The following is a 21257-nucleotide window of genomic DNA, read 5'->3' as shown; positions in this document are numbered from 1 at the left end:
GGGTATGGGGGGAGGGGTGGAAGAGTTGGTGGAAGTCGCTGGAAGCTGCTGGAAGGCTGCTGCTGGAACGGCCTTTCATGGTCGAACTGCAACCAGCTTCGAGCGCGGCTTCGAGGGCGGCCCGTCGGTCACCACTCGAATTCTGTTCTCGGCGAATAGGCGTCGCATGGCGCCTTCAAGCGCCTTGCTGTTGAGGTTGACGGCCTTTGCTTCCGTCTCCTTGGCGAACAGCGCCGGAGCGTAGCTGGTACCCTTCTTGTCCGTGACGTTGCGGCCTCCCCGCGTGAAGCGGTCGAGCAGGTTCATGAAAACCTGTTCGGAACGCTGGTCGGCGACCAGCGGATCGGCCGACCCGCCGGGCATCTCCGGAACGAAAACGCCGTTCTCAAAGCGGAGCGTGACTTTCGGGGCGAGTGCACCGTATTGGTTCTTCATGAATTCCAGCACGCGCAGGTCGGGGTTGGTCGACGCGCTCTCGTCTTTGGTGGCGGCCCGCAGGTACATCCGACCGCGTACCTTGCCGTGCCATGCCGTCGATCCCGACGTGCCGCTGCCGCTGTTAGCGCCGGCCTGTGATGGATGTTGAGTGACGATGATGGCACAGTTGGCGGCCTCCGCAAGATTACGCAGAAGACCAACGAAGGCGCTGACCTGCGCCCGGTTGTTCTCGTCGCCGCCGAAGATGTCGGACAGCGTGTCGAGTACAATTATCACCGGCCGGATGTCGCAAGCCGTTTTCCAGAGGTCATAGTACAGCGCGGTCGGTTCGATCATGCCGTCGCTGTCGAACCGCGCCAATGTCATGTCCTCGCCGAAGTAGCTCCTCGGATACAGACCGTTGGCAAACAGTTCTGCCAAGGTCTCGCCGTGGTGCGCGGCGATGTCGGCGAGGCGGTGGTGAACTTCATCCTCGGGGTCTTCGGCGCCGAGATAGATCGCCGGCCCCGGCATCGGCTTGCTGCCGAGCCAATCGCTCCCCAACACCGTCGAGCAGAGCAGATCGAGGGCCACCATTGACTTGCCGATGCCGCCAGCACCTGCGAGCAAGGTCACCTGTCGCAGCGGGACACGACCAGGCACCGCGTATTCGCGCGGCGGCGGTGGCGTGGTCGCGCTCATGAACGTGATGGTCTCGCCCTCGCCATTGGTCCGGAGGCCGTGCTCTCGGGCGTATTGCTTGAAGAAGTTTTCCTCTTTCGGTTTGGAAGGCTCCACGCGCTCCGCGAGGCGCGCGGCAACGTCGTCGCGGTTCACGCCGATCAGCGCAAAGATCGCGTGTTCGCTGCGACCGCAGATGAAGCCCAGCTCCTTTGCTGCCGTGATCACGTCAACTGCCGCGATATTGCCATGGAAGCCAGCCCACTTCGCGATGATCGTCCCTAACTCGGACGCTGAGGGTGAGCCGTTGCCTACCCAGCGCGTGCGGTGACAACGGCTCAGAAATTCCTTTGCGATGGTCCGGCCTCCTGGAGTTTCGTCCACAGCGTCCTGAGTGGACACGTCGTCCGTCGAATTGTAGAAGTCATCCATATCAGCTCTGTCCTATTTGCTGTTTGCTATAGCCCGCCTCCGGTTTGCCGACCGGGGCGGACTTTTTGTTTGAAGGCCGTGTGGGAACGGCCATCCTGTTATTGCTCCTCTGATCAGCGCCCATCGATGTCTTGAGCCGCCCGCTGCAGCCGCATCGACGCCATCTCAAGCGCCTGCACGACACAGCCGTGGCTCTCTTCGTCGATCTGGTTTGCGGCGTGCCATTGCTTGACGCGCGCGCAGAATTCTTCGGTGTACTTGGTCAGCTCGGTGTGGAACGCGCCCGCCTGCTTGATGATGTTCATGTCGAGCTTCGGCGGCATGCGCGGCTCGGCCTCGGCCTTGACCGGTTCAGCCTGTGTCGGCTTCGCAGTCTGCTTCGACTTCTGCTGCGCCGGATACTCCTTGTTGTCCTTGCCCCTGCGCTTGGCAGGTGATGCAATTGCATCACCTAACCGATTGCGCACGCGGTTGACCGTTGACTGATTGACGCCGAGTTTCTCGGCCACTCTGCGATCTGAGAGCGAGGCGAATTCGGGGTGCGTCTTCAGCTTTTCTTCGGTATGCTTCATCGAGGGCATATACGGCGCACCGCATTCGCAGCCGGCGACACCAGCAGCACCGCATGCGGTGCACTTCATCTCGACCGCGTGGCGCTTCTTGAAATTGGCTTTGACGACGTTGTTCATCATCAGGACCCCAGGATGATTTTGCGGCAGATCAGGAACAGGTTCGGCGGTTCGCCCGGCATGGGGAACGGCCCGGCGATGGTGGCGCCGTGGATGACCTCAAACATACCGTCGTTGCGTTGACGCACGTCCTGGTGACGGATCATCACGCGACCTCGCTGTCGCGCTTTTGGCGCAGCGCGGCACGCTGCCTCACCCAGGCGTGAACCTCCGATTTCGGGAACCATGCCTGCCGGTCGCCGAGCTTGACCGGGATCGGAAAGCCATGTTTGCGCTGCTTGCGATTCAAATCGGTCCGATTACGAACAATTCGGTCAGCTACCAGGTCCTCGTAGCGATAGCCGCCGAGCGCAATTTCATCGTCTGTCATCAAAAGGGTCTCCGTGACCGGAAATTCCGGGGGGACCCCTCAACTACCGCCAGAAAAACAGGCGGGTTAGTGCCGTATTTATTTTTAATTACGGCACATCGGGTTTGCGGCGCCGGCGGTAGGTCAGATGTGCCAGCCGCTTGGCTCGCTCCTCAATCTCATCCTTCGATTCGCCTGGGCGGGCTTCCATGCTGGCAACAAAGCGGGCCGCTTCGGCGCCGGACATTGCGTGTTCCCAAAACTCAACGCTCTCGACTGCGTCTTGCCTCGGTCTTCCGGGTTTACGCGGCGAGCGTTGCGGGATTTGTTCGAGAATGGCCACTGCGTAATCGAGAGCCCACATGGGCAGACTCTTGGCGTGCCTGCCTCGTTCAGCCAACCAATCGGATCGCGCCGCATTGTCGCGCATATCCGGCACAAGCTGTGGATCAGCGCGGTAGGCGCGCAGAACTTTGGCGAGCGTTTGCGCCTCATGTCCGAGCGGAACGCCGACAACGCGATCCTGGACGGCGGTCGTTCCCGGCGTCGCTTGTCGCTTCTTCTTGGCAGCCTCCTCGGAGGTCTTCTTGGCGGCGGTCATGCCACCACCCTGCCTTTGCCGACGATCTGGGTAACAGCCGTGGCCCATGTTGCCAGCGCCTCGGCCTTTTGCTCCTCAAGTTCGCTTCGCAGATACACGCCGCCGACGCCGGGCAGGCTATGGTTGAGCACCGACTGCACGATATGGTTGGGAATGCCGAGTTCCTGCATGTTGGTTGCCGCAGTACGGCGCAGGTCATGCAATCGCCAGTTTGAGACACCGGACGCTTTGTCCAGCGCAGTCTTCAATTTTGAGAACCCAGAAATCTTCCCGTTGCTGCCAGCAAACACGTATTCCTGCGCCGCCCCCTGTCCGACCAGCGTGAGCGCTAGCGGCGGCAATTTGAGAGTGTGCGGCCGATCCGATTTGTTGGTGGCCTGCCGCCAGGTGCCATCAAGTATATGACCGTGGCGAAGCGAGGCGGCCTCGTCGCGGCGTTGGGCGGTGACCAGCAGAAAACGGACCATACGGCCAAAGTTCTTGGCGGCGTCGCGGGTGCCGAGATTGCCGCCGCAGGCTTTCCAAATCGCTCCGATTTCCTTTTTAGTCAGCACGCGACTGCGTTTTTGCTCCGGCGCGCGACGAATGTCAGGGACAAAGTTTGCTGGGATCAAATCTTCCTGCGCCGCCCAACGCAGCACCGGCCCGAGTCGTTGCAGCAGGCGATTACCTGCGATCATGGCGTCGGCATCGACCATGGCATCACGGGCGGCGCGCAGGTCAGCTTTCGAGAATTGGTGGGCGGGCAGCGACAGATATGACGCGAGGTTTCGCCGCAGCAGCCGCATCGCCTCGTCCAGCGTCTTTATCTTCTTGCCTTCCCTTTTGCGGAGCGTCTCATAGCGGTCAAACAGCCCGCCGAGTGTGAGCGCGGACGATGCGCGCGGGTGTGGCGCGGGAGCCTCGGGCGGCACGCCCCTGTCGATACGGTCGATCAGCTTGCGCGCTGCTTCGCGCGCTTCGGCCAGTTCCATTGCCGGAAAATGGCCGAGCGGCTTGCGGTGATAAGAGCCTCCAGCGTGATAGCGAAACTGCCAACTGCGGCGCCTTTTGCCGACGCGCAGGATCAAGCCCGCGACGCCCTGGTCGTACCATTCGCCGGACGCTAAAGTGGGGATTGCAAGTGCGGTTAGCCTCTTTTTCGGCATGTCACAGGGTCCAAATTTGGGTGCGATTTGGGTGCAACAGGGCTGTTATATGCCGGAATACGTCGGTTTGTCACGGGATGACAAACGCCTAACAAACAATGGGTTACGCGAACTAAGTCTTTGAGCCGAAAGAGCTGGCCGGGGTTTTGTAAACCGAAGGTCGGGGGTTCAATCCCCTCAGCCGGCACCAGCTTCTGGCGCGAAGCTGTTCTCCGACAGCTCATCCAGCCGCCAGAGGCCGAGGCTCTTGTCGCGCCAGCCACCATTGCCCTCCTCGCAACGCTCGTTGATCAGCGCCTGCGGTGCCGGCCATCCGTACGGCGCCTTCTCCATGTTGAGCGCGCGCCAGTCGCCATCCTCGCAATCGTGGTTGTCTTGCCATTCCGGAAAAGTCGTGACGAGCAGGAAGCGCGCGCCGCTCATCCGAAATTGCGCGAGCGCGCGATAGATGTTCGCAAAGCTGAGATGCACCAGGCAATCCCGGCAGAGAATGACATCGGCCTGCGGCAGCGCATCGCGCGTGATGTCGGCGACGAGAAACCGACCGGACGAACCGTCGGCTGCGACACGCCGGCGGTTTGCCTCGATCAGCGACGGTACGATGTCGATGCCGGTGTAATCGATATCGAGCCCGAGCCGGCCGATCCATCCGGCGTCGCCGCAGGGCGCATCGAGCAGCGAGCGCGCGCCGAGCCGTTGCAGCAATGCAGGCAGCGCCTGCTGGATCGCGGCTGTGGCGACATCCTCCGAGCCGAGTCCCGACACCGACGTGGCTGCGCCCCAGAGGTTGGTGCGCTCGATCCGCTCGAACCGCGCGGCGAGATCAAGGCCCGCGAAATTGTCACGGTCGGCAACGAAGCGTTCGTGCGCGAGCACGGGAGGACGAGCGGCGGTCATTGAGCGAGCCTCTTGCGGCGCGGGTACACTATACAATCCGGCCGAACTGTTCGAAATTGCCTGGCAGCGAACCTGCGCACGTCATTCGTCTCGTCGAGACCATGCGATCCACCACGCCGGCCCGGAACCGGCTCCCGCGTCAGCCGTTGTCGGCGCATGCGGATCCAGGAAGAAAACCGAAACATGATTCTGCTGGCAACGGTGACGCTGTGCTGTGGCGCCGTGGCCGGGACGTTGGCGCTGTTCGAGCCAGCGCCGGGGCGGGCGTCCGGTAAGCTGGTCGCCGATCGAGCCGTGATCGACCCCACTCCGCGCACGCCAGCTGAGATCCCGGTTCGGGTGGTCGGCGCGCCGTTCGAGCCCAACGTCAATCCGCGCGAGCGGTAGCGCTCACCTCGGCGAGGCCCTGCTCACCTCGGCGAGGCCTTGGCGCCCTCCACGGGCCGGCTGTGGACACGCGCCAATTCCTCGACAAACGCGATCACCTCCGCCCGCTTGTCGGGCGGCAGCGTCAGGAACGCGCGGATGAGCCTCAGGCCCTCCGCCTCGTTTGGTCGTTCTTTCGATGCATCCATCTGCCCAGTGTCGGGCTACCGGGAAAAATATGCAATCCCTTTCAAACAGCCTTGATTCTAAGCAGCCGCTTTGCTGGAATATGCGCGGCTGAGGTGGATCATGAAATGGATCAGGGAGCGCGACGCACTGATCGCGCAGACACTGGCCTTCGTCCAATCGGTGACCGGCAGGAAGGATGACGTCCTTCAGCCGGAGGCGCCCGCATCTGGCCCGGCCGTCACGCTGGAGATCGTCACCGTGGAGGCGGTCGCCGTCGAGATCGAACCGCCGCAAGCTCCCTTTCCGCCGCGGCCCGCGCCGCTGCCGCCGCGGACCAGCGGCGACTTCCGCGCTGAGATGCAGGCCCGCATCGCCAATTTCCGCAAGCACCAGGAGCGCTTCGAGCGCGAACGTGAGGAATATTGTGCGGCGACCCTGACCAAATTGCGTGCCGCCATCCGCGACGCCTCAGGTCCACCGGCCGAAAAATAAGGCCCGGCCAGGGATCTACAGCCAGGACCAGACCAGCCAGAGATTGGCCGCGCAGGCGCCGAACAGCGCCAGCGTGAGCGGCAGGAGCATGTGCCCGCAGGATGTGTTCAGGTCGCTCGTCATGGCGGAAAACATCCGCTGATTCCGGCCGAAGAGTCCCAGGGATTCTTTTTTCCGGGATTCAGGACTCGTTAAGGACTCAAGGGCCGCCCCGCCCGATCACGCCGCCGTGACCGGGCCAGTGGCCGGAACCCCTCCCCCGTAAGCTCGTTAACGGGCATTCCTGGAGCCGGGATGCATGCCCTACGCCCTCTTCTGCAATGATGCCCAAATCAGCAAGGCCTATCCGAGCGAGGCCGACGTCTGGAAGCTCGCCGAGCGGAGTGGTCTCGTCGTGGACGTGGCGGCGGACGACGAGCGGCCGGGACCGCGCCGGGTGCTCGACAACGACTACAAGATCGAGCCGTGCCAGGCGGCCCAAGGCGAGGACCCCGCCAAGAACAAGGCGGAGGCCGATCGGCAGTCCAGAATGGAGCTCGAGCTGAATTCCTGAGGTCCGGCACGGAGCCGGAGCGAAAGCTCAGGGGGTGGCGGCAACAAGCGAGGCCTGCTCGCCCGGCATAGTCACGCAGGCCTTGCGGCGGTGCAGCCCGCGGATGGCGCCGGTGACTTTCATTACCTTGCCCGACGGACATGAAGCGTCCTTGACAAAGGCAACTTCGTACGGTGCCAACATCAGAGGCTCGGATCTGAGGATTGTCTGTGCAGAGCACGGCAGGCAGCCGAAGCACGAGAGCACCACTGCCGACACCAAGATACGCATGTCCGTCGTCCCACCTGCCCGGTAATTGTCATATAACGCGTTCCGGAGCGCGAGTTCCGTAAACCGCAAAAATTATTTTTGCTTTACGCCAGCCCCATGACGCGCGTGAGAAGGCGCGCCGCCATCGTTTGCAAGCAAATGACGCGCCAAATGGTTCACGGAATGCAAAGAAAGCAGGCGCCGCAGGCGGCAGGCCAAAGGCCGGCAGACGAAAGGCCGGCGGAGCCGGCCTTTGTCAGGTCTTGGATTTTCAGGTCTTGGATTTTCAGGTCTTGGATCTTCAGGTCTTGGGTCGGCGCTGACCGTCAGTACCGCGAGGCGGCCGGGCCGCCCCAGCCGAAGCGGTAGTTCACCCCGGCCTTGACGGTATGCTCGTCCTCCCGGCCACGAACGCCGACGATGTCGGCCGGGCCGGAGGTGAAGGTGGTGCTGCCGAAATTGTAATACTGGTACTCGGCCTTGGCCGACCAGTTCGGCGCGAACATGTATTCGAGGCCGGCGCCGACCGTATAGCCGTCCTTGTTGTTTCCGGTGGTCGTGAAGGCCTGCGGCACCCCGGCGATGTTCACGCCAAGGCCGTTATTCCGCCAGGCATAACCGCCCTTGGCGTAAAGCAGGGTCGGTCCCCAGGTGTAACCGATGCGACCGGTCACCGACCCGATCTGGTCGGTGTTAGATGTCACCTGCGTGCCCAGCGGGAAGATGGCGCCATTGTTGTTGGTCGGCAGCCAGGAATACTGGGCCTCGATACCCACCACCCAGTTGGGCGCGAACTGGTAGTCGAAGCCGCCCTGCACGCCGCCCAGGAAACGCGCGTCGCTCGACTGGAAGCTGTTGTCGCCGGCAAACGCGCCGCCGAGATGGCCGCCGATATAGAAACCGGTCCAGTTATAGATCACCTGCGGCGGCGTGACCGGAGCCTTGGTGTAGGCGCGCGGCTGCATGTCGGCCGCTGCGGCCGGCGCAACCAGCGCCAGCAGAGCTGCTGCACCCAGCAAGATCGACTTCATGATCATCCCCGTTCTTTCATTTACGACACTCGGGAAACAACGTGGCGTGAATTGGGTTGCTTCGCGGCAATGCCGGAACGTTGATCGTTCGTGACTGTGACGGCGTGGCAACAACACGAATTTGTTCCGTCAATTCGGCTGCGCAAGGCCGCCGCCACGATTTGTCGCAAGTCGAAACCACCCCGTTCAAAGCTCGCCGAAATGTGATCCCGCGGCTCCGGCTCCTTCTGTCTAACACCGGGCGATGAAGGCTGCCTTTGCGCTACCGCGTCATCTTTTCCAGTTCCGGAAACGGTGCGTAAACCGCACCGGCGCAGAGATCGCTGGTCTGGTCGACCACGCGGTCCGCCCGGCCGTTGACGAAGATCACGGCCCGCTCGCGCATGCCCTTGTAGCTCCCATCCGTCTCGCGCGGGGTGAAGTGCAGGCAGCTCACATAGAACTGTCGGCCGCCGACCTCGCGCTGCACCGGCTCGGCCATGGCGGCATTGCGCACGCCGACCGGATTGTTGAGATAGGCCCGCATCAACGCCACCGTGTCGTTCCGGAAATTGTCGGGAAACGGCTGCGGCCCGCCGGCCTGGGTCCCGCCCATGAAAGTCGGACGGTCACTGTCGCTGCCGAAACATGCCGCAAGCGCCAGCGGCAACGCCAGGATCACCGCACATCTCGCCAATCGCCCCACAGGCCCCGCTCTCCGCTCGAACAGATCAGGAGACCTTCTAGCCCCAAGCCGGGATGAAGGGAATTCGCTTGCAGCGGCGCAAACAGCGCACCGGCCAGCCACCGACACCTCGGGCTTCCGCCCGAGGTGTGGCAACGGGCCAGGCCTGACGTCCGCGCGCGGCGGCGGGCAATGCCAGGGATGCCGCCGCGCGCGATCAGTCGTCAGTTGCGCTTATCAGACGTCGCGGGCTTGGTCACATCCGGCTGCGCCTTCTGCGGCTCCTTGGCCGTGACCTGCTTGTCGCGATGGCGATGCTTGCTCACGCTCTTGTGCTGGTCGGTGGTGACCGCGGCATTGGCGTCCATTGCCTTTGATTTGCCATCCACCTTGGCGCCCGTCTTGACATCGGAAGCCTTCGCGTCCGTCGTCTTCACGTCCGTCTTGGCGTCGGTCTTGGCGTCGGTCTTGGCGTCGGCCTTGACGCCGGCTTCCGGTTTTGCGGCAGTGGTCGCCGCCTTGGTCTGGCTCTGGTCGGCCTTGATCACCGGCGCGGCTGTGGTGGTCTTGCCGGCCTCGGCGGCGAACGCCGGGGCTGCGATCACGGAGGTTGCGAGCAAGGCTGCAGAAATGGTCTTCAACATGGTGGTCTCCTCTTGGAAGATCATCCAGGCGGCGCCCTCTCGCCCGCCCATCGATCGTGGGGAGGAGCCTAGGCGCGGGGCACTGAACCCAGTCTGAAGCCCTCAGCGGGCTTCCGTTCATCTCGATGACCCGTTTGTCATCCACGGCCGGGCGAATCGATCGTGCGACGCGGGAATGTTTTTGCCCGAGAGGTGTTCCGGTCTTCGGGCAATCGTGTAGGATCGCCACGTTCCATACCGGAGAACTTAGATGCGCAAACTCTCAATGCTCGTTGTGCCGGGACTCGTCGCCATGACACTGGCGGCCGCGCCGGTGCTGTCCAGCGCGTATGCCGCCGCCGGCGACGACCCTTCGTCGCCGCCGAAATCGGACACCTCGACCAAGAAGGGCAAGAAGAAGAGCTCTTCCGTCAGCGACCCCAAGTTCCTCGCGGCCTACCGCACCGCCTACGCCGCGATCTACGACAAGCACGATTACAGGGGCGCGATCGACCAGCTGAAGTCGCTCAAGCGCAACGACGTCGCCGACGTCGCCAACCTGATCGGCTACTCCTATCGCAAGCTCGGCGACTACCAGTCGTCGAAGGTCTATTATGAGCTGGCGCTGCAGGACGATCCGAACCACGTCCGCACCTGGCAATATTACGGCCTCTGGCAGCTTGAGCAGGGCAACCGCGAGCAGGCGCAATACCACCTCGACAAGATCGCCTCGCTCGCCGGCACCGGCAGCTCGGAATATCGCTCGCTGGCCGAAGCGCTCGACAAGCCGACCGGCGCGACGCTCGTCTACTGAAGGCATCTACTGAAGGCATCGCATCTTCGAACGACGTGAACGGGCACAACCTTTCAGGTTGTGCCCGTTCTGCTTTCTCGGCTAGCCTTTCGCACCGACCTCCCTCGCAAACCGGTAGCGCAATGGACACGTGGCTGCGATCCGCGATCGACTACATCGGCTCCTGGATCGAATACCAGCTGACGACGATCCAGCAGCCGGGCGTCATCGTGGCGTTCGCTCATCGCGGCGAGGTCGTCGCCGATCATGCGTTCGGCCTCGCCAATCTCGACACCGGCGAGAAGCTCACCCCGCGCCATCGCTTCCGCATCGCCTCGCACTCCAAGAGCTTCACCTCGGCCGGCATCATGAAGCTGCGCGAGCAGGGCAAGCTCCGACTCGACGACCATGTCGGCCGATATGTCGGCGGCCTCGATCCGCGCGTCGCCGAGACCACGATCGCGCAAGTGCTGTCGCACAGCGCGGGGCTGACGCGCGACGGCGCCGATTCCGGCCAGTTCATCGACAGCCGCCCCTATCTCGATGCCAAGGAGCTGCTTGAAGAATTGAAGCTGCCGACCGCGATCGACCCCGGCACACGCTTCAAATATTCCAATCACGGCTTTGGCCTGCTCGGCCTCGTGATCGAGGCTGTTGCGAAGGAGCCCTACTCCGTCTGGATCAAGCGCGAGATCATTGCGCCGGCCGGCCTGCGCGAGACCGAGCCGGACGCACCGCTTCCCAAGGGCGCAGCCTTCGCGCGCGGCCACACGCGAAGAGTGCCGTTTGGCGAGCGTTGCGTGATCCCCGGCGACAATCCCGCACATGCAATGGCATCTGCCGCAGGCTTCGTCGCCACCACCGCCGACACCGCCCGCTTCTTCGCGCAGCTGGCGCCCAACGCGAAGAAGAGCGTGCTGTCGGTCGCGAGCCGCCGTGAGATGACGCGAAATCATTGGCGCATCCCGCAGAGCGTCGAGGCCTATTACGGCTTGGGGGTCAATGCCGGCAAGACCGACGGCTGGGACTGGTTCGGCCATGGCGGCGGTTTCCAGGGCTATATCTCGCGGACCTGCTCCATTCCCGCTTGCGAGCTTGCAATCAGCATCCTCAGCAACTCGATCGACGGCGCGGCGCCGTTCTGGATGGACGGCGCGATGCAGATCCTGCGCGTCTTCCAGACCCGCGGCGCACCCGACCGGCGCGTGCGCGACTGGACCGGGCGCTGGTGGACGATCTGGGGCGCGACCGATCTCGTTCCCGCCGGCAACCGCGTGCTCGTCGCCAACCCGCAGTTCAACAACCCGTTTATGGATGCCGCCGAAATCGAAGTGACCGGCCGCGACACCGGCAAGCTCGCCTGGGCTGCCGGTTATTCCAGCCACGGCGAGCCGGTGCGCCGGATCCGTGACAAGCGCGGCAAGATCAGCGACATCTGGATTGCCGGCGCGAACGTGAGGCCAAAGAAAGTCGTCGCACGCGAGATCGCGCGCCGGTATCCGCCGCGCAAGCGCCGGCCTACTCCCGAATGAGCGCCTCGACCTCGCTTCGGAACGCCTGCCGCGATCCGTCGCGCGAATAGAACATGTGGCCGCCGGGATAGACCACGAACTTCACGCGCTGCGTCACGAAGGCCGGCAACTGGTCGAGCACCCGCCTCGTTCCGAAATAGGGCGTGGCGAGGTCGAACAGGCCATGCGTGACCAGCACGTTCAGCTTCGCATCGGTGGCGAGGATCTGGCGCAGATCGGAGACCGATTGCGGCGGGTTGATGCCGCGGCCGAAATCCCATTGCCCTTCGACAGCACCGTTCAGGACTTCATATGAGCCGCCGGGCCGCCAGTTGAGCTTGCGCGAGAGCACGTCGACCGCGGCGCTCGTCAGCGGTGCCTGGAGCGCATCGCCGGAGGGATCGCCGAAGCGCGAGCTGCTCGAATCCGGATAGGGATCGAAGCCGCGCACCGAGGCATCGTAGCGGCCGGTCACCTTGCCGTTCTTGCGGTCGAATTCGCGACGGAATTCACCGACGTCGAAGCGGCCGGCGAGCCGGCGGCTCACCGCCTGGTCGATGCCGGTGAGCTCGGCGACCTTGTCGGCCAGACGCGTCGTTGCCTCCTTGTCCGCCTCGCCCCTGACGAGGTCGGTCAGGAATTCGCCGCGCGCGTAGGCCTCGACGTCGGCGAGGTCGGCGCGCTTGACCGGACGTTTGGCTTCGCGGGCCACCGCCACGTAGCTCGGTAGCGTCGCGACATATTGCAGAAGGCTCGTGCCGGTGAACTCGCGGAAATCCAACAGCGGCGAGACCAGGATCAATCCCCTGACGCCGACGCCGTGCTGGAGCTGCAACTGGCGCACGACCTTGGGCCCGCGAATGCCGCCATAGCTTTCGCCGGCGACGTATTTCGGCGAGGTCAGCCGCTCGTGCTTTTCCAGCCAGCGGCGGATCACGAGCGCGATCGAGTTGGCGTCGCCGTCGACGGAGTAGAACGATTTGCGGGCCTCCTCGCCGCTCGCCACGAAGCGGCTGTAGCCGGTGCTGACGGGGTCGATGAAGACGAGATCGGTGAAGTCGAGCCAGGTCTCCGCATTCGGCTTCACCTCGGGCGAGGCCGAGGGCGACAAGGCCTCGCCATCGAGCGGCAACCGCCACGGCCCGGCCGCGCCGAACTGAAGCCAGGCCGAGGACGCGCCGGGCCCGCCGTTGAACAGGAACGTCACGGGACGCGTCGCGCGATCGGCACCGTCGAGCTGGTAGGACGTATAGGCGATGTCGGCCAACGGCTCGCCTTTGCTATCGAACACGCGGATCGAGCCGGCGGTGGCTGTGAAGTTGAGGGTCCGGCCGGGCAGATCGAGCGTCTGCTTCGTGGCCGAATCCGGCGGCAGACGGTGCGGCTCGGCCGCGGAGGAGGACGTCTGCGGCGCGCCTTGCGCGCCACCGCCGCGCCCACCCTTCTGTCCGGCCGGCGCAGCCGCCTCGGAGCGCGGCTGCGGTTCATCCGCATGCGCAAGGCCGGCGAACGCGAAAACCGACACCGCCAACACCAGGCCCGCGCGGCGGAGCGCCGGCAAAGTCGTGACCATGATCGTCCTCCGTGTCCGGCCGTGATTGCCAGTGAGTCAGAAAGGTAGCGCCAAATTACGACGGTTTGGGGAATCATTGGCGGTGCGGGCCCTGAAGCGGCCGGCCAGGTTCATATTGCCCGGTTCTGTGCTTAAATCCGGTTGGACCGTCCCCGTTAGCTTTGGTGGGCGGTCATCCTCGACAATACGGGCCTACCTCGTATAGACGAGCCCGGCGGAACCTTCCTCGAGCCAGCGGCCCTGCCGAGACGACATGACCAAGCCTGCGCGATACGACCGGATCGCCTTCGTCGCCAGCCCCAGCAACGAGGCGCAGGCCGCCTTTGGCCAGCTGACCAGGGACTATGGCAATTGCGATCCCGATGAGGCCGACGTGGTCGTCGCACTCGGCGGCGACGGGCTGATGCTCCAGACGCTGCACCACCACATGCGCACGGGAAAGCCGATCTACGGCATGCACCGCGGCACGGTCGGCTTCCTGATGAACGAGTACTCGACGCACGATCTGCGCCAACGGCTCGAGACGGCGCATGAATCCGAGATCAATCCGCTCCTGATGCGCGCGACCGACGTCAACGACCGCGTTCACCTGCACCACGCCATCAACGAGGTCTACCTGTTCCGCCAGACCTCCCAGGCGGCGCGCTTGCGGATCCTGATCGACGAGCGCGAACGCATGCCGGAGCTGATCGCCGATGGCATTATCGTGGCGACGCCGGCAGGCTCGACGGCCTATAACCTCTCCGCCCAAGGACCCATCCTCCCAATCAACGCCGCCCTGCTGGCACTGACGCCAATCAGCGCCTTCCGGCCGCGGCGCTGGCGCGGCGCCCTCCTGCCCAATACCGCCTATGTCGTGATCGAGGTGCTGGAAGACGACAAGCGCCCCGTCGCCGCGGTCGCCGACCACGAGGAGGTGCGCAGGGTCCGGCGCGTCGAGGTGCTTTCGGACAAGAGCATCTCGATGCGGATGCTGTTCGACCCCGGCCACAGCCTGGAAGAGCGCATCTTGCGAGAGCAGTTCGGCTACTGAGCGTCCTGCCGCCCGCCTGTCGGCAACCCTTCGTTAACCCACGCCACGATATGGTTAACGAAGGTTGACCCGCTTTTGGCCCCGGGCGTCATGTTCCGTATCGACTTCAACAAGCTGCGCTTCCTCGTCTGCGACGACAATCCGCACATGCGCCGCATCCTGCGGACGCTGCTGCATTCGTTCGGCGCGCGCGAGGTCTATGAGGCCGAGGACGGCGCCACGGCGCTCGAAATGTACAGCCATTACGTGCCCGACATCGTCATCACCGACTGGGCCATGCCGATCTTCGACGGGCTTGAGCTTGCGCAGATGATCCGGCAGCCGGAATCCAAGGGCAATCCCTACGCCCCGATCATCATGCTGACCGGACATTCGGAGAAACGTCGCGTCACGGTCGCGCGCGATGCCGGCGTCACCGAATTTCTGGCCAAGCCGATCTCGGCCAAGGGGCTCTATCAGCGCATCCTCAACGTCGTCGCCAATCCCCGCCCCTTCATCAAGACCAAGACCTATTTCGGCCCCGACCGGCGCCGCAACACCAACTCCGCCTATATGGGCCCGGAGCGCCGCGTCGGCGAAAAGCACGAGGTGCTGCAGCAGCCCTCGCTGCTCGACAAGGCCCGCTCCACCATCTAGCGCAACCGCTTCAGACGAGGCAGGCATCATGGCGAAGAACAGCGCAAAGGACATCGAGGTCAAGGCCTTCGCCACGCACCAGGTCATCACGCAGCCCAATCCGCTGCGCAAGGTCCTGCGCCGCGTCGAAGAAAAAGACCTGGACGACCCGGTCGGCCGCGCCGAGCAGGCGCTCGCGCGCCTCTCCGGCGAGTTCAAGGACTGGATGGTGATCGAGGTCCAGCGACTGTCCGCCGCCTGGACCGCCGTGCAGAAGGACGGCTTCACGAAGAAACTGCGCGACGAGCTGTTTCACGCCGCGCATGACATCAAGGGCGATGCGGCGACATTCGGCTTTCCTTCAGCCGCAGGCGTCGCCGAAAGCCTGTGCCGCGTCATCGAGCACGCGCCTGACCTGGAAAAGGTACCGGCCGAGCTGTTCACGCACCACATCAACGCCATTCTCGCCATCGTGCACGAGAACACCAGGCTCGACAGGATCAGCGTCTCGGCCGAGCTCAGCCGCCGCCTGCGCAAAGTCGCCGACGATTATCTTGCCCACGTCAACCGCGACCGCCCCGAGCATCTCGAGGTGATCCTGGCGCCGAGCATCGCACCGGCGGAATAAGGCCGAACTCTCTCCTCTCGTCATTGCGAGCGCAGCGAAGCAATCCAGACTGTCCCTGCGGTGGGATTCTGGATTGCTTCGCTGCGCTCGCAATGACGGAGCCTGTCTCTTCCGGCCCGCCTTGTCGCGAGCTTCGAACTACGCCGCAATTAGATCGTCATAGAGCGGATCGACCACATCATCCGCGACAATTTCGTCGCAGAACAGCCGTGCCTCTTCGCGCGCGGATTCGGTGGCGAAGCGGCGCAGCAGGACCATCAGCGGCTCGGTGGCGCCGCGATCGGACTCGCAATGGGTGAGCACGCGCTCGACCATGCGCCGGCGCAGCCGCACCGCGCCGTCGTCGCTGTCGACGAAGCCCTGCTCGTGGCAGGCATCGAGCGCGACCTGGAACGCCGCAAATGTCGCCTCCGGAAGCCCGGCGCGACGGAGCAGCGCGTGCACACTGTTGCCGCCGCGGTCGTGCAGCAGCGCCGAGACGCGCGCGAGCGGCAGATCGGCGAGCTCGGCGAGTGCCGCATCGAACAAGCCCAGATTGCCGGACAGTAGTGCGCGCAGGATCAGGCCCGCGGTCAGCTGGCCGGTGATGCGCAAATGCCGGACCAGGCCCTGCATGTCATCGCCGCGCGAGCGCGCCGCGATGTTCATGGTGGAGCGATCGCGCGCCTCGATGGTGATGCGGTCCGCGCGCTCGACGCTCAGCCAGTTCCGCGCCACGACGAATTGCGCCAGCGTCTCGGAGAGCTTTGCCACCAGCGCAGCACGCGTTGCGGCCGGCAGATCCTCCAGCACCAGCATCGCCTCGCGGATCGCGGCGAGATGACCGTGACGCTCGACGATCCGGTCCCAGGAGAACGGGGCGAGCTCGGCATGGGGATTCTCGATCAGCTCCAGCGCGGCAGCCGCGCAGCCGACTTCGGCGATCGCGGCGCACACCGACACCGGCAATGCGATGCGGCGGGCGACTGCGCATTGCACCTCCTCGCCGCCGGTCGCGACGATGTCGACGAGATCGGCGTCGATCAAGAGCGGGGAATGTTCGAGCACCGGCAGCGCGACCGTCGGCTGATCGGCCGACAGCGCCCGCACGATTGCGGCCGGCGCATCGAGGCTGCGGGCAAAAGCTTCAGCCATCGCCTGCCGCACCAGCGGCGAGGCATCGTCGAGCAGCATCAGAAGCGCGCCTTCGGCGGCGATGCGATCGTCTGCAGAAAGGTCCGAGATCAGCCAGGCCCGGGCGAGCGCCCGTGTTGCCTCGGCCCGCTCGCCTGCGGGTGCCGTCCTGATCCAATGAATGAACTGCCGAACAATCATGCTGCTTCCGGCTTACACAACAAACGAAAAACGATGACGCTCGTCACCTGCAACACAAAATAAACCACGACGCTTAACAAAGCGTTCACCATAACTGGCTGGTTTTGTTGATGATTTGTTAAGGGAACAAGGCCGCTTGGCGGGAGTGCCCCGGACGCAGCGCAGCACGCAAGCGATGCGCTGCTGAGCCGGGGCCCAGATGGTCGAGAGCGCTTTGTTGCATGGGTCCCGACTCTGCGCCGCAGCGCGTTCGGGACACGAGACCTCGACTAGCTCGAGAACGTGCCGCTGCGATCACTGAAGAGATCGAGCGGTTGCGGCGGCCGCACGTCCGGCGTCGCCGACGCGATCGAGGTGAGCGAGGCATTGTTGCCCCATAGTTTCTGCACCGTGGTCGAGACCGGCTGCGTGGCATCGCCGGGTTGATAGATCGAACGAAACACCGGCGTGCCCGGCGCATTGTCCGCGACATGTGTCGACGCCGTCGCGCTGACGGGCGTCACTGTGCGGTTATTCGGGAAGGTCTGGAGATAGGCGGCGTTGTCCATGACAGGCGCAGTCGGCACCACGGCATTGGCACTCGCGACCTCTGTGGTCGAGGGCGTGGCCCCATACATGGCCATTGCGCTGCGGGTCACCTTCGAATTCGCGGCGCTGGCATAGCGAGCGTCCAGCACCGAATAGACCTCAGAGACGCTGCGGGCGCGGCCGTCCTTAGCGTAGAAGATCGGGCGGTTCGCGGCCGCCGCGTTGGGAAACAGCCGCGCGCCCACGGCTTGCGGATTGTCCTCGGCATTGGCGATCAATTTCGCCGCGCCGCGGACGCCCATGAAATGGGCCATGTACAGTTCGCTGTCGCTCGGCCTGCGCCCGAGCAGGCCGGTGAGCTTGAAGCTGTTCGACTGCGTCAGCGCCGCGGCCATGGCGGAAGCGGCTTCGGGATCATCGCGCAGCTTCATGATCGACCGCTTCTTGACGGGATCGTCGACGGTGTAGCTCCCCGATGACGTCCTGGTGATGGCGTCGGCGTAGCTGCCATAGCCGAGCTGGGCACCCGCTTCCTTCACAGTGCCGAGCCAGGTCTGGTCGATGAACTGGTAGAGCCCCTGCGCGGACGAGGTAGTGGCGGCGGCCGTCGGATTGAAGTCCGATTCCATCTTCGCCGTGGTCAGCATGTACTGGAAGCTGACGCCTGTGACGTTCGAGGCCTGCTTGATCGCACCAGCGACACGCGCCCGCGACGGATCAAGGCCGGCCGTCTGCGTGGCACTGAAACTGTCGATCGACATGGTGGAGGGCCCGCCCCGCGCGGCGCTGAGCGACGCCGGCAATTCGGCGCCCGTCGTCTCACCGTGGGACAGGTATGGTTAAGGCGGGGTTAAGGCGCCTCTCGCCGTCATTCCGGAGCGCGCGCAGCGCGAGCCCGGAATCCATCGCAGGGCATGACGTGCGGTTGAATGGATTCTCAGGTGCGCAATTGCGCACCATAGCTCGCACCTTCGGTGCGCCCCGGAATGACAGCGAGCTACTTCTTATAGACCGCGTCTGGATCGAACAGCCGGTCCGCCTCAGTGAAGACCAATCTCGCTCCCCCACCCTCGGCCTCGACCTTGCGGTAGAAGCACGACCGCCGGCCGGTATGGCAGGCCGCGCCGATCTGCTCGACGCGGATCCAGACCGCATCCTGATCGCAATCGGTGCGCATCTCGACCACGCGCTGGGTCTGACCCGACGTCTCACCTTTTCGCCACAAGGCATTGCGCGAGCGGCTAAAGTACCAGGCTTCGCCGGTCGCAATCGTCTTGCGCAACGCCTCGTCGTTCATGTGCGCGACCATGAGCACGTCGCCGGTAGCGACGTCGGTGACGACGACCGTCACGAGGCCAGCGGCATCGAATCTGGGCAGGAAGGCGAGGCCCTCCTCGATCTCATGGGAATGAGCGGACACAGCAACTCTCGCCGGTTTGTCGCGAGGTCAGCGCGTCGTGCCTCGCACCAGGGACAGGAAACGGGCCTGCTCCGCCGGATTGTCGCGGAACATGCCGGTGAAGCGGCTGGTGAAAGTAGAGGCGCCATGCTTGGCGACGCCGCGCACCGACATGCAGGTATGCTCGGCCTCGATCAGCACGGCCACACCGCGAGGCTTGAGGACCTCGTCGATCGCGGCGGCGATCTGCGCGGTCAGGTGCTCCTGGGTCTGGAGCCGGCGGGCGAAGATGTCGGTCAGGCGGGCAAGCTTGGACAGGCCGACGACGCGCTCCACCGGCGTATAGGCGATGTGCGCCTTGCCGTAGAACGGCATCATGTGATGCTCGCACTGCGAGGTGAACTCGATGTCGCGCACCAGGACGAAGTCGTCATAGCCCGCCGTCTCACCGAAGGTCCGGTCGAGCACCTCGGCCGGGCACTGGTGATAGCCCTGGTAGAGCTCGTCGAAAGCCTCGACCACGCGGCGCGGCGTGTCGAGCAGACCCTCGCGCTCGGTGTTCTCGCCGATATAGGCGAGCAGCGTCTTCACCGCCGCTTCCGCCTCGGCGCGCGCGGGGCGCGGCTGGTCGGCGCGGACGGCGGCCGCGAGAAATTCTGCAGGATCAAGCTCGGCCGGGCGGCTCTCGGGCTGCCGGTCGGAGGGCTTGCCCGGGCGGATGGATTTGATTGCAGCGTCCATATCTTCTCCGTTCGACGGCCTAACGGCCGGAGTGTCACCGGCAGACGGGGCGGCCAAGCCGCCGGACGCCTGAACAGAACAGTTTCGGTGCAAAAGTCCCGAGGTCACAACGCCGGCAGCGCAGATTTGGATCACCGCCAACCGCCCCGCTGGACTGTTTTTCCACCAGTTCCGCCCCTATATAGGACCGTGGGCGGCGCCCGCCAAGGCCGATCCGGCCTGGAAGCGGGTGTGGACGCGTTGGACTCCATCACATGCTGAACGACATCTACAACAAGCGGATCATCGAGCTGGCCGGGAATATTCCGCGGCTCGGACGGTTGGCGGACCCCGATGCTTCCGCCACCGCCCATTCCAAGCTGTGCGGCTCGACCGTGAAGGTCGATCTCAAGATGAACGGGGATACCGTCACCGACTTCGCCCATGACGTGAAGGCCTGCGCCTTGGGCCAGGCCTCTTCATCCATTATGGCAAGTCACGTGGTCGGCTCGACTGCGAGCGAACTCCGTGAGTTACGCGAAACCGTTCGCAAGATGCTGAAGGAGAATGGTGCGCCTCCTCAAGGCAAATGGGAGGAGATCAAGTTCCTCGAGCCGGTCCGCGACTACAAGGCGCGCCATGCCTCGACGCTTCTCACCTTCGATGCCGTGGTTGATGCCATCGGCCAGATCGAGGCCAGAACCAAGCAGCCGGCCGCAGCGCAAGGCTGATCCCCCTCTCCGTCATTCCAGTGCGTACTTGCGCACCCCAGGTGCGCACTTGCGCACCAAGGTTCGCGCTACGCGCGCCCCGGGATGACTGCCGAGATTTAAGGCTTACTTCGGCGCCGCCACAGCCGGCGTGACAACGCCGCCGGTCGGCACCACGGCTTCCGCCGTCTTGGTCGACTTGGAAGGCTGCGCCTGCTCCGGTTCCGTGCCGAACCTGGCCTGCGTCTTCGGTGCAAGGTCCGCCACTGCCGGCGCCGAGATGTCGACATGCGGGAGCACGTCAGTCACGAGATCGGTCGTGACCAGATTGGTGAGCTTGAGTTCGCCGGCGTCGAGCTCGTGCAAGTCCTCCCAGGGCGGGACGCTGAGCGCAAGCGACAACAGATCCCCGGCGCCACCCATATCGAAGGTGTATTTGGCGAGGCGGCCGATGTCGCGCTCCACGATCATCAGGTCCTGCGCGCTATAACTCGCCGCCTTGGCATCGTCGGCGCGGTCGCCCATCCAGATCTGGTGAACCCGGACATGAGCGGCTTCCGGCACGTAACGCTTCTTGCCGGCCAGCAGCAGGAACGCGCACATGGATTCGCAATAGGCTTCCGGCGCGACGGCCGGCCGTGTCGACGGCCCGCCGCGGAGGCTCACGCCGACCGTGGTCAAAAGCCCGAGATTGCGGAAGCGCCGGCCGAGCGTGATCGCGTCATTGACGGAGCCGCCGCTGGAATCGAGCACTACGGTGGCGCCGCCGAGCTGGCGGCCGCGCGAAAACTCTTCGAATTCTTTGGGCGTATCGGCGGTGATGATGCCGACCGCGCTGATCCAGCCGCGGCAGTTCGGCTCGCAGGCGACCCAGCTGAACTTCATCGGCAGCTTGCGCTCTTCGAGGGCAGCGCCGGCGCGGGCCGACGAGCCGAATGTTGCGACGGCGCCAGCCAGCGCGACTCCACAAACGGCGGTTCCCACCAGCAACCAGCCGCGAAGATGAAGGGAGTTCAGAAGTCTCAATCTGGTTCCTTCCCCAAGCCCCAAAG

27 protein-coding genes are annotated in these 21257 nt (G+C 64.4%); 9 read left to right on the top strand and 18 right to left on the bottom strand.

The window, feature by feature from the left end:
- Window positions 1-75: 75 nt before the first annotated feature.
- The 7 genes from P0R31_RS38800 to P0R31_RS38770 all read right to left on the bottom strand — a co-directional run bounded on the left by P0R31_RS38800 (window position 76) and on the right by P0R31_RS38770 (window position 5214).
- Window positions 76-1530 (bottom strand): AAA family ATPase, encoded by a 1455-nt coding sequence (locus P0R31_RS38800; protein ID WP_275520476.1) that lies wholly within the window; start codon window positions 1528-1530, stop codon window positions 76-78.
- A 113-nt stretch (window positions 1531-1643) separates the two neighbouring features.
- The gene (locus tag P0R31_RS38795) at window positions 1644-2222 is read right to left on the bottom strand and encodes a hypothetical protein (RefSeq protein WP_275520474.1); all 579 of its coding nucleotides are present in this window, start codon (window positions 2220-2222) and stop codon (window positions 1644-1646) included.
- On the bottom strand, window positions 2222-2365 hold the full coding sequence (locus P0R31_RS38790; protein WP_275520472.1) for a hypothetical protein: 144 nt from the start codon (window positions 2363-2365) through the stop codon (window positions 2222-2224). The genes P0R31_RS38795 and P0R31_RS38790 overlap by 1 nt, the downstream gene beginning before the upstream one ends.
- On the bottom strand, window positions 2365-2592 hold the full coding sequence (locus tag P0R31_RS38785; protein ID WP_275520470.1) for a helix-turn-helix transcriptional regulator: 228 nt from the start codon (window positions 2590-2592) through the stop codon (window positions 2365-2367). The genes P0R31_RS38790 and P0R31_RS38785 overlap by 1 nt, the downstream gene beginning before the upstream one ends.
- Window positions 2593-2677: 85 nt before the next feature.
- Window positions 2678-3169, bottom strand: a complete 492-nt coding sequence (locus tag P0R31_RS38780; protein ID WP_275520468.1) for a hypothetical protein — start codon at window positions 3167-3169, stop codon at window positions 2678-2680.
- Complete coding sequence (locus tag P0R31_RS38775; protein ID WP_275520466.1) at window positions 3166-4317, bottom strand: tyrosine-type recombinase/integrase; 1152 nt, start codon at window positions 4315-4317, stop codon at window positions 3166-3168. The genes P0R31_RS38780 and P0R31_RS38775 overlap by 4 nt, the downstream gene beginning before the upstream one ends.
- 177 nt (window positions 4318-4494) lie before the next feature.
- On the bottom strand, window positions 4495-5214 hold the full coding sequence (locus tag P0R31_RS38770; protein WP_275520464.1) for a class I SAM-dependent methyltransferase: 720 nt from the start codon (window positions 5212-5214) through the stop codon (window positions 4495-4497).
- 156 nt (window positions 5215-5370) lie between these two features.
- On the opposite strand from P0R31_RS38770, the gene P0R31_RS38765 reads away from it, so the two are divergent.
- Entirely contained in the window at window positions 5371-5601 is a 231-nt protein-coding gene (locus tag P0R31_RS38765; protein WP_275520462.1) for a hypothetical protein, read from the top strand.
- 23 nt (window positions 5602-5624) lie between these two features.
- Here the strand turns inward: P0R31_RS38765 and P0R31_RS38760 are convergent, their stop codons facing one another.
- A complete protein-coding gene (locus P0R31_RS38760) occupies window positions 5625-5789 on the bottom strand; it encodes a hypothetical protein (RefSeq protein ID WP_275520460.1) in 165 nt (54 codons plus the stop codon).
- 100 nt (window positions 5790-5889) lie between these two features.
- On the opposite strand from P0R31_RS38760, the gene P0R31_RS38755 reads away from it, so the two are divergent.
- Window positions 5890-6261, top strand: a complete 372-nt coding sequence (locus P0R31_RS38755) for a hypothetical protein (RefSeq protein WP_275520458.1) — start codon at window positions 5890-5892, stop codon at window positions 6259-6261.
- A gap of 298 nt (window positions 6262-6559) precedes the next feature.
- Window positions 6560-6814 (top strand): hypothetical protein, encoded by a 255-nt coding sequence (locus tag P0R31_RS38750; protein WP_275520456.1) that lies wholly within the window; start codon window positions 6560-6562, stop codon window positions 6812-6814.
- Between the two features lie 27 nt (window positions 6815-6841).
- Here P0R31_RS38750 and P0R31_RS38745 read toward each other — a convergent pair whose 3' ends face one another.
- The 4 genes from P0R31_RS38745 to P0R31_RS38730 all read right to left on the bottom strand — a co-directional run bounded on the left by P0R31_RS38745 (window position 6842) and on the right by P0R31_RS38730 (window position 9402).
- Window positions 6842-7084 carry a DUF6719 family protein gene (locus tag P0R31_RS38745; protein WP_157280607.1) on the bottom strand — a complete coding sequence of 81 codons (243 nt, stop codon included), beginning with the start codon at window positions 7082-7084 and terminating at the stop codon, window positions 6842-6844.
- 305 nt (window positions 7085-7389) lie between these two features.
- Window positions 7390-8094: an outer membrane protein gene (locus P0R31_RS38740; protein WP_036010580.1), complete on the bottom strand. Its 705-nt coding sequence runs from the start codon at window positions 8092-8094 to the stop codon at window positions 7390-7392.
- Between the two features lie 262 nt (window positions 8095-8356).
- Window positions 8357-8752, bottom strand: a complete 396-nt coding sequence (locus P0R31_RS38735) for a hypothetical protein (RefSeq protein ID WP_036010577.1) — start codon at window positions 8750-8752, stop codon at window positions 8357-8359.
- Window positions 8753-8982: 230 nt separating this feature from the next.
- Window positions 8983-9402, bottom strand: coding sequence for a His-rich protein BRANT (locus P0R31_RS38730; protein ID WP_275520454.1), 420 nt, complete (start codon window positions 9400-9402; stop codon window positions 8983-8985).
- Between the two features lie 250 nt (window positions 9403-9652).
- Between P0R31_RS38730 and P0R31_RS38725 the strand changes: the two genes are divergently transcribed.
- Both P0R31_RS38725 and P0R31_RS38720 read left to right on the top strand, forming a co-directional pair.
- Window positions 9653-10195, top strand: a complete 543-nt coding sequence (locus tag P0R31_RS38725) for a tetratricopeptide repeat protein (protein WP_275520452.1) — start codon at window positions 9653-9655, stop codon at window positions 10193-10195.
- 122 nt (window positions 10196-10317) lie between these two features.
- Entirely contained in the window at window positions 10318-11706 is a 1389-nt protein-coding gene (locus P0R31_RS38720; protein ID WP_275520450.1) for a serine hydrolase domain-containing protein, read from the top strand.
- Here the strand turns inward: P0R31_RS38720 and P0R31_RS38715 are convergent.
- Window positions 11693-13258: a S10 family peptidase gene (locus tag P0R31_RS38715; RefSeq protein WP_275520448.1), complete on the bottom strand. Its 1566-nt coding sequence runs from the start codon at window positions 13256-13258 to the stop codon at window positions 11693-11695. The two genes, P0R31_RS38720 and P0R31_RS38715, sit on opposite strands and share 14 nt — an antisense overlap.
- A 253-nt stretch (window positions 13259-13511) precedes the next feature.
- Between P0R31_RS38715 and P0R31_RS38710 the strand changes: the two genes are divergently transcribed.
- The 3 genes from P0R31_RS38710 to P0R31_RS38700 all read left to right on the top strand — a co-directional run bounded on the left by P0R31_RS38710 (window position 13512) and on the right by P0R31_RS38700 (window position 15534).
- Window positions 13512-14291, top strand: coding sequence for an NAD kinase (locus tag P0R31_RS38710; protein ID WP_036010536.1), 780 nt, complete (start codon window positions 13512-13514; stop codon window positions 14289-14291).
- Between the two features lie 90 nt (window positions 14292-14381).
- Window positions 14382-14927, top strand: coding sequence for a response regulator (locus tag P0R31_RS38705; RefSeq protein WP_011088265.1), 546 nt, complete (start codon window positions 14382-14384; stop codon window positions 14925-14927).
- A 28-nt stretch (window positions 14928-14955) separates the two neighbouring features.
- Window positions 14956-15534 (top strand): Hpt domain-containing protein, encoded by a 579-nt coding sequence (locus P0R31_RS38700; RefSeq protein WP_275520446.1) that lies wholly within the window; start codon window positions 14956-14958, stop codon window positions 15532-15534.
- Between the two features lie 138 nt (window positions 15535-15672).
- Here the strand turns inward: P0R31_RS38700 and P0R31_RS38695 are convergent, their stop codons facing one another.
- From P0R31_RS38695 to folE, 4 genes are all read right to left on the bottom strand, one after another.
- Window positions 15673-16848 carry a DUF2336 domain-containing protein gene (locus P0R31_RS38695; protein ID WP_275520444.1) on the bottom strand — a complete coding sequence of 392 codons (1176 nt, stop codon included), beginning with the start codon at window positions 16846-16848 and terminating at the stop codon, window positions 15673-15675.
- Between the two features lie 269 nt (window positions 16849-17117).
- Complete coding sequence (locus tag P0R31_RS38690) at window positions 17118-18137, bottom strand: transglycosylase SLT domain-containing protein (protein ID WP_275520442.1); 1020 nt, start codon at window positions 18135-18137, stop codon at window positions 17118-17120.
- 236 nt (window positions 18138-18373) lie between these two features.
- Entirely contained in the window at window positions 18374-18796 is a 423-nt protein-coding gene (hisI, locus tag P0R31_RS38685; protein ID WP_275520440.1) for a phosphoribosyl-AMP cyclohydrolase, read from the bottom strand.
- A 27-nt stretch (window positions 18797-18823) separates the two neighbouring features.
- The gene (gene folE / locus P0R31_RS38680; protein ID WP_036010520.1) at window positions 18824-19516 is read right to left on the bottom strand and encodes a GTP cyclohydrolase I FolE; all 693 of its coding nucleotides are present in this window, start codon (window positions 19514-19516) and stop codon (window positions 18824-18826) included.
- 254 nt (window positions 19517-19770) lie between these two features.
- On the opposite strand from folE, the gene P0R31_RS38675 reads away from it, so the two are divergent.
- Entirely contained in the window at window positions 19771-20226 is a 456-nt protein-coding gene (locus P0R31_RS38675; protein ID WP_036044037.1) for an iron-sulfur cluster assembly scaffold protein, read from the top strand.
- Window positions 20227-20331: 105 nt separating this feature from the next.
- Here the strand turns inward: P0R31_RS38675 and P0R31_RS38670 are convergent, their stop codons facing one another.
- Window positions 20332-21231 (bottom strand): hypothetical protein, encoded by a 900-nt coding sequence (locus P0R31_RS38670; RefSeq protein ID WP_275520479.1) that lies wholly within the window; start codon window positions 21229-21231, stop codon window positions 20332-20334.
- Window positions 21232-21257: the final 26 nt, after the last annotated feature.

The organism is Bradyrhizobium yuanmingense (genome assembly GCF_029167105.1).
GTDB classification, from domain to species: domain Bacteria; phylum Pseudomonadota; class Alphaproteobacteria; order Rhizobiales; family Xanthobacteraceae; genus Bradyrhizobium; species Bradyrhizobium yuanmingense_A.
The sequence above is the reverse complement of the archived record's forward strand: the minus strand, read 5'-3'. Positions and strand labels throughout refer to the sequence as shown.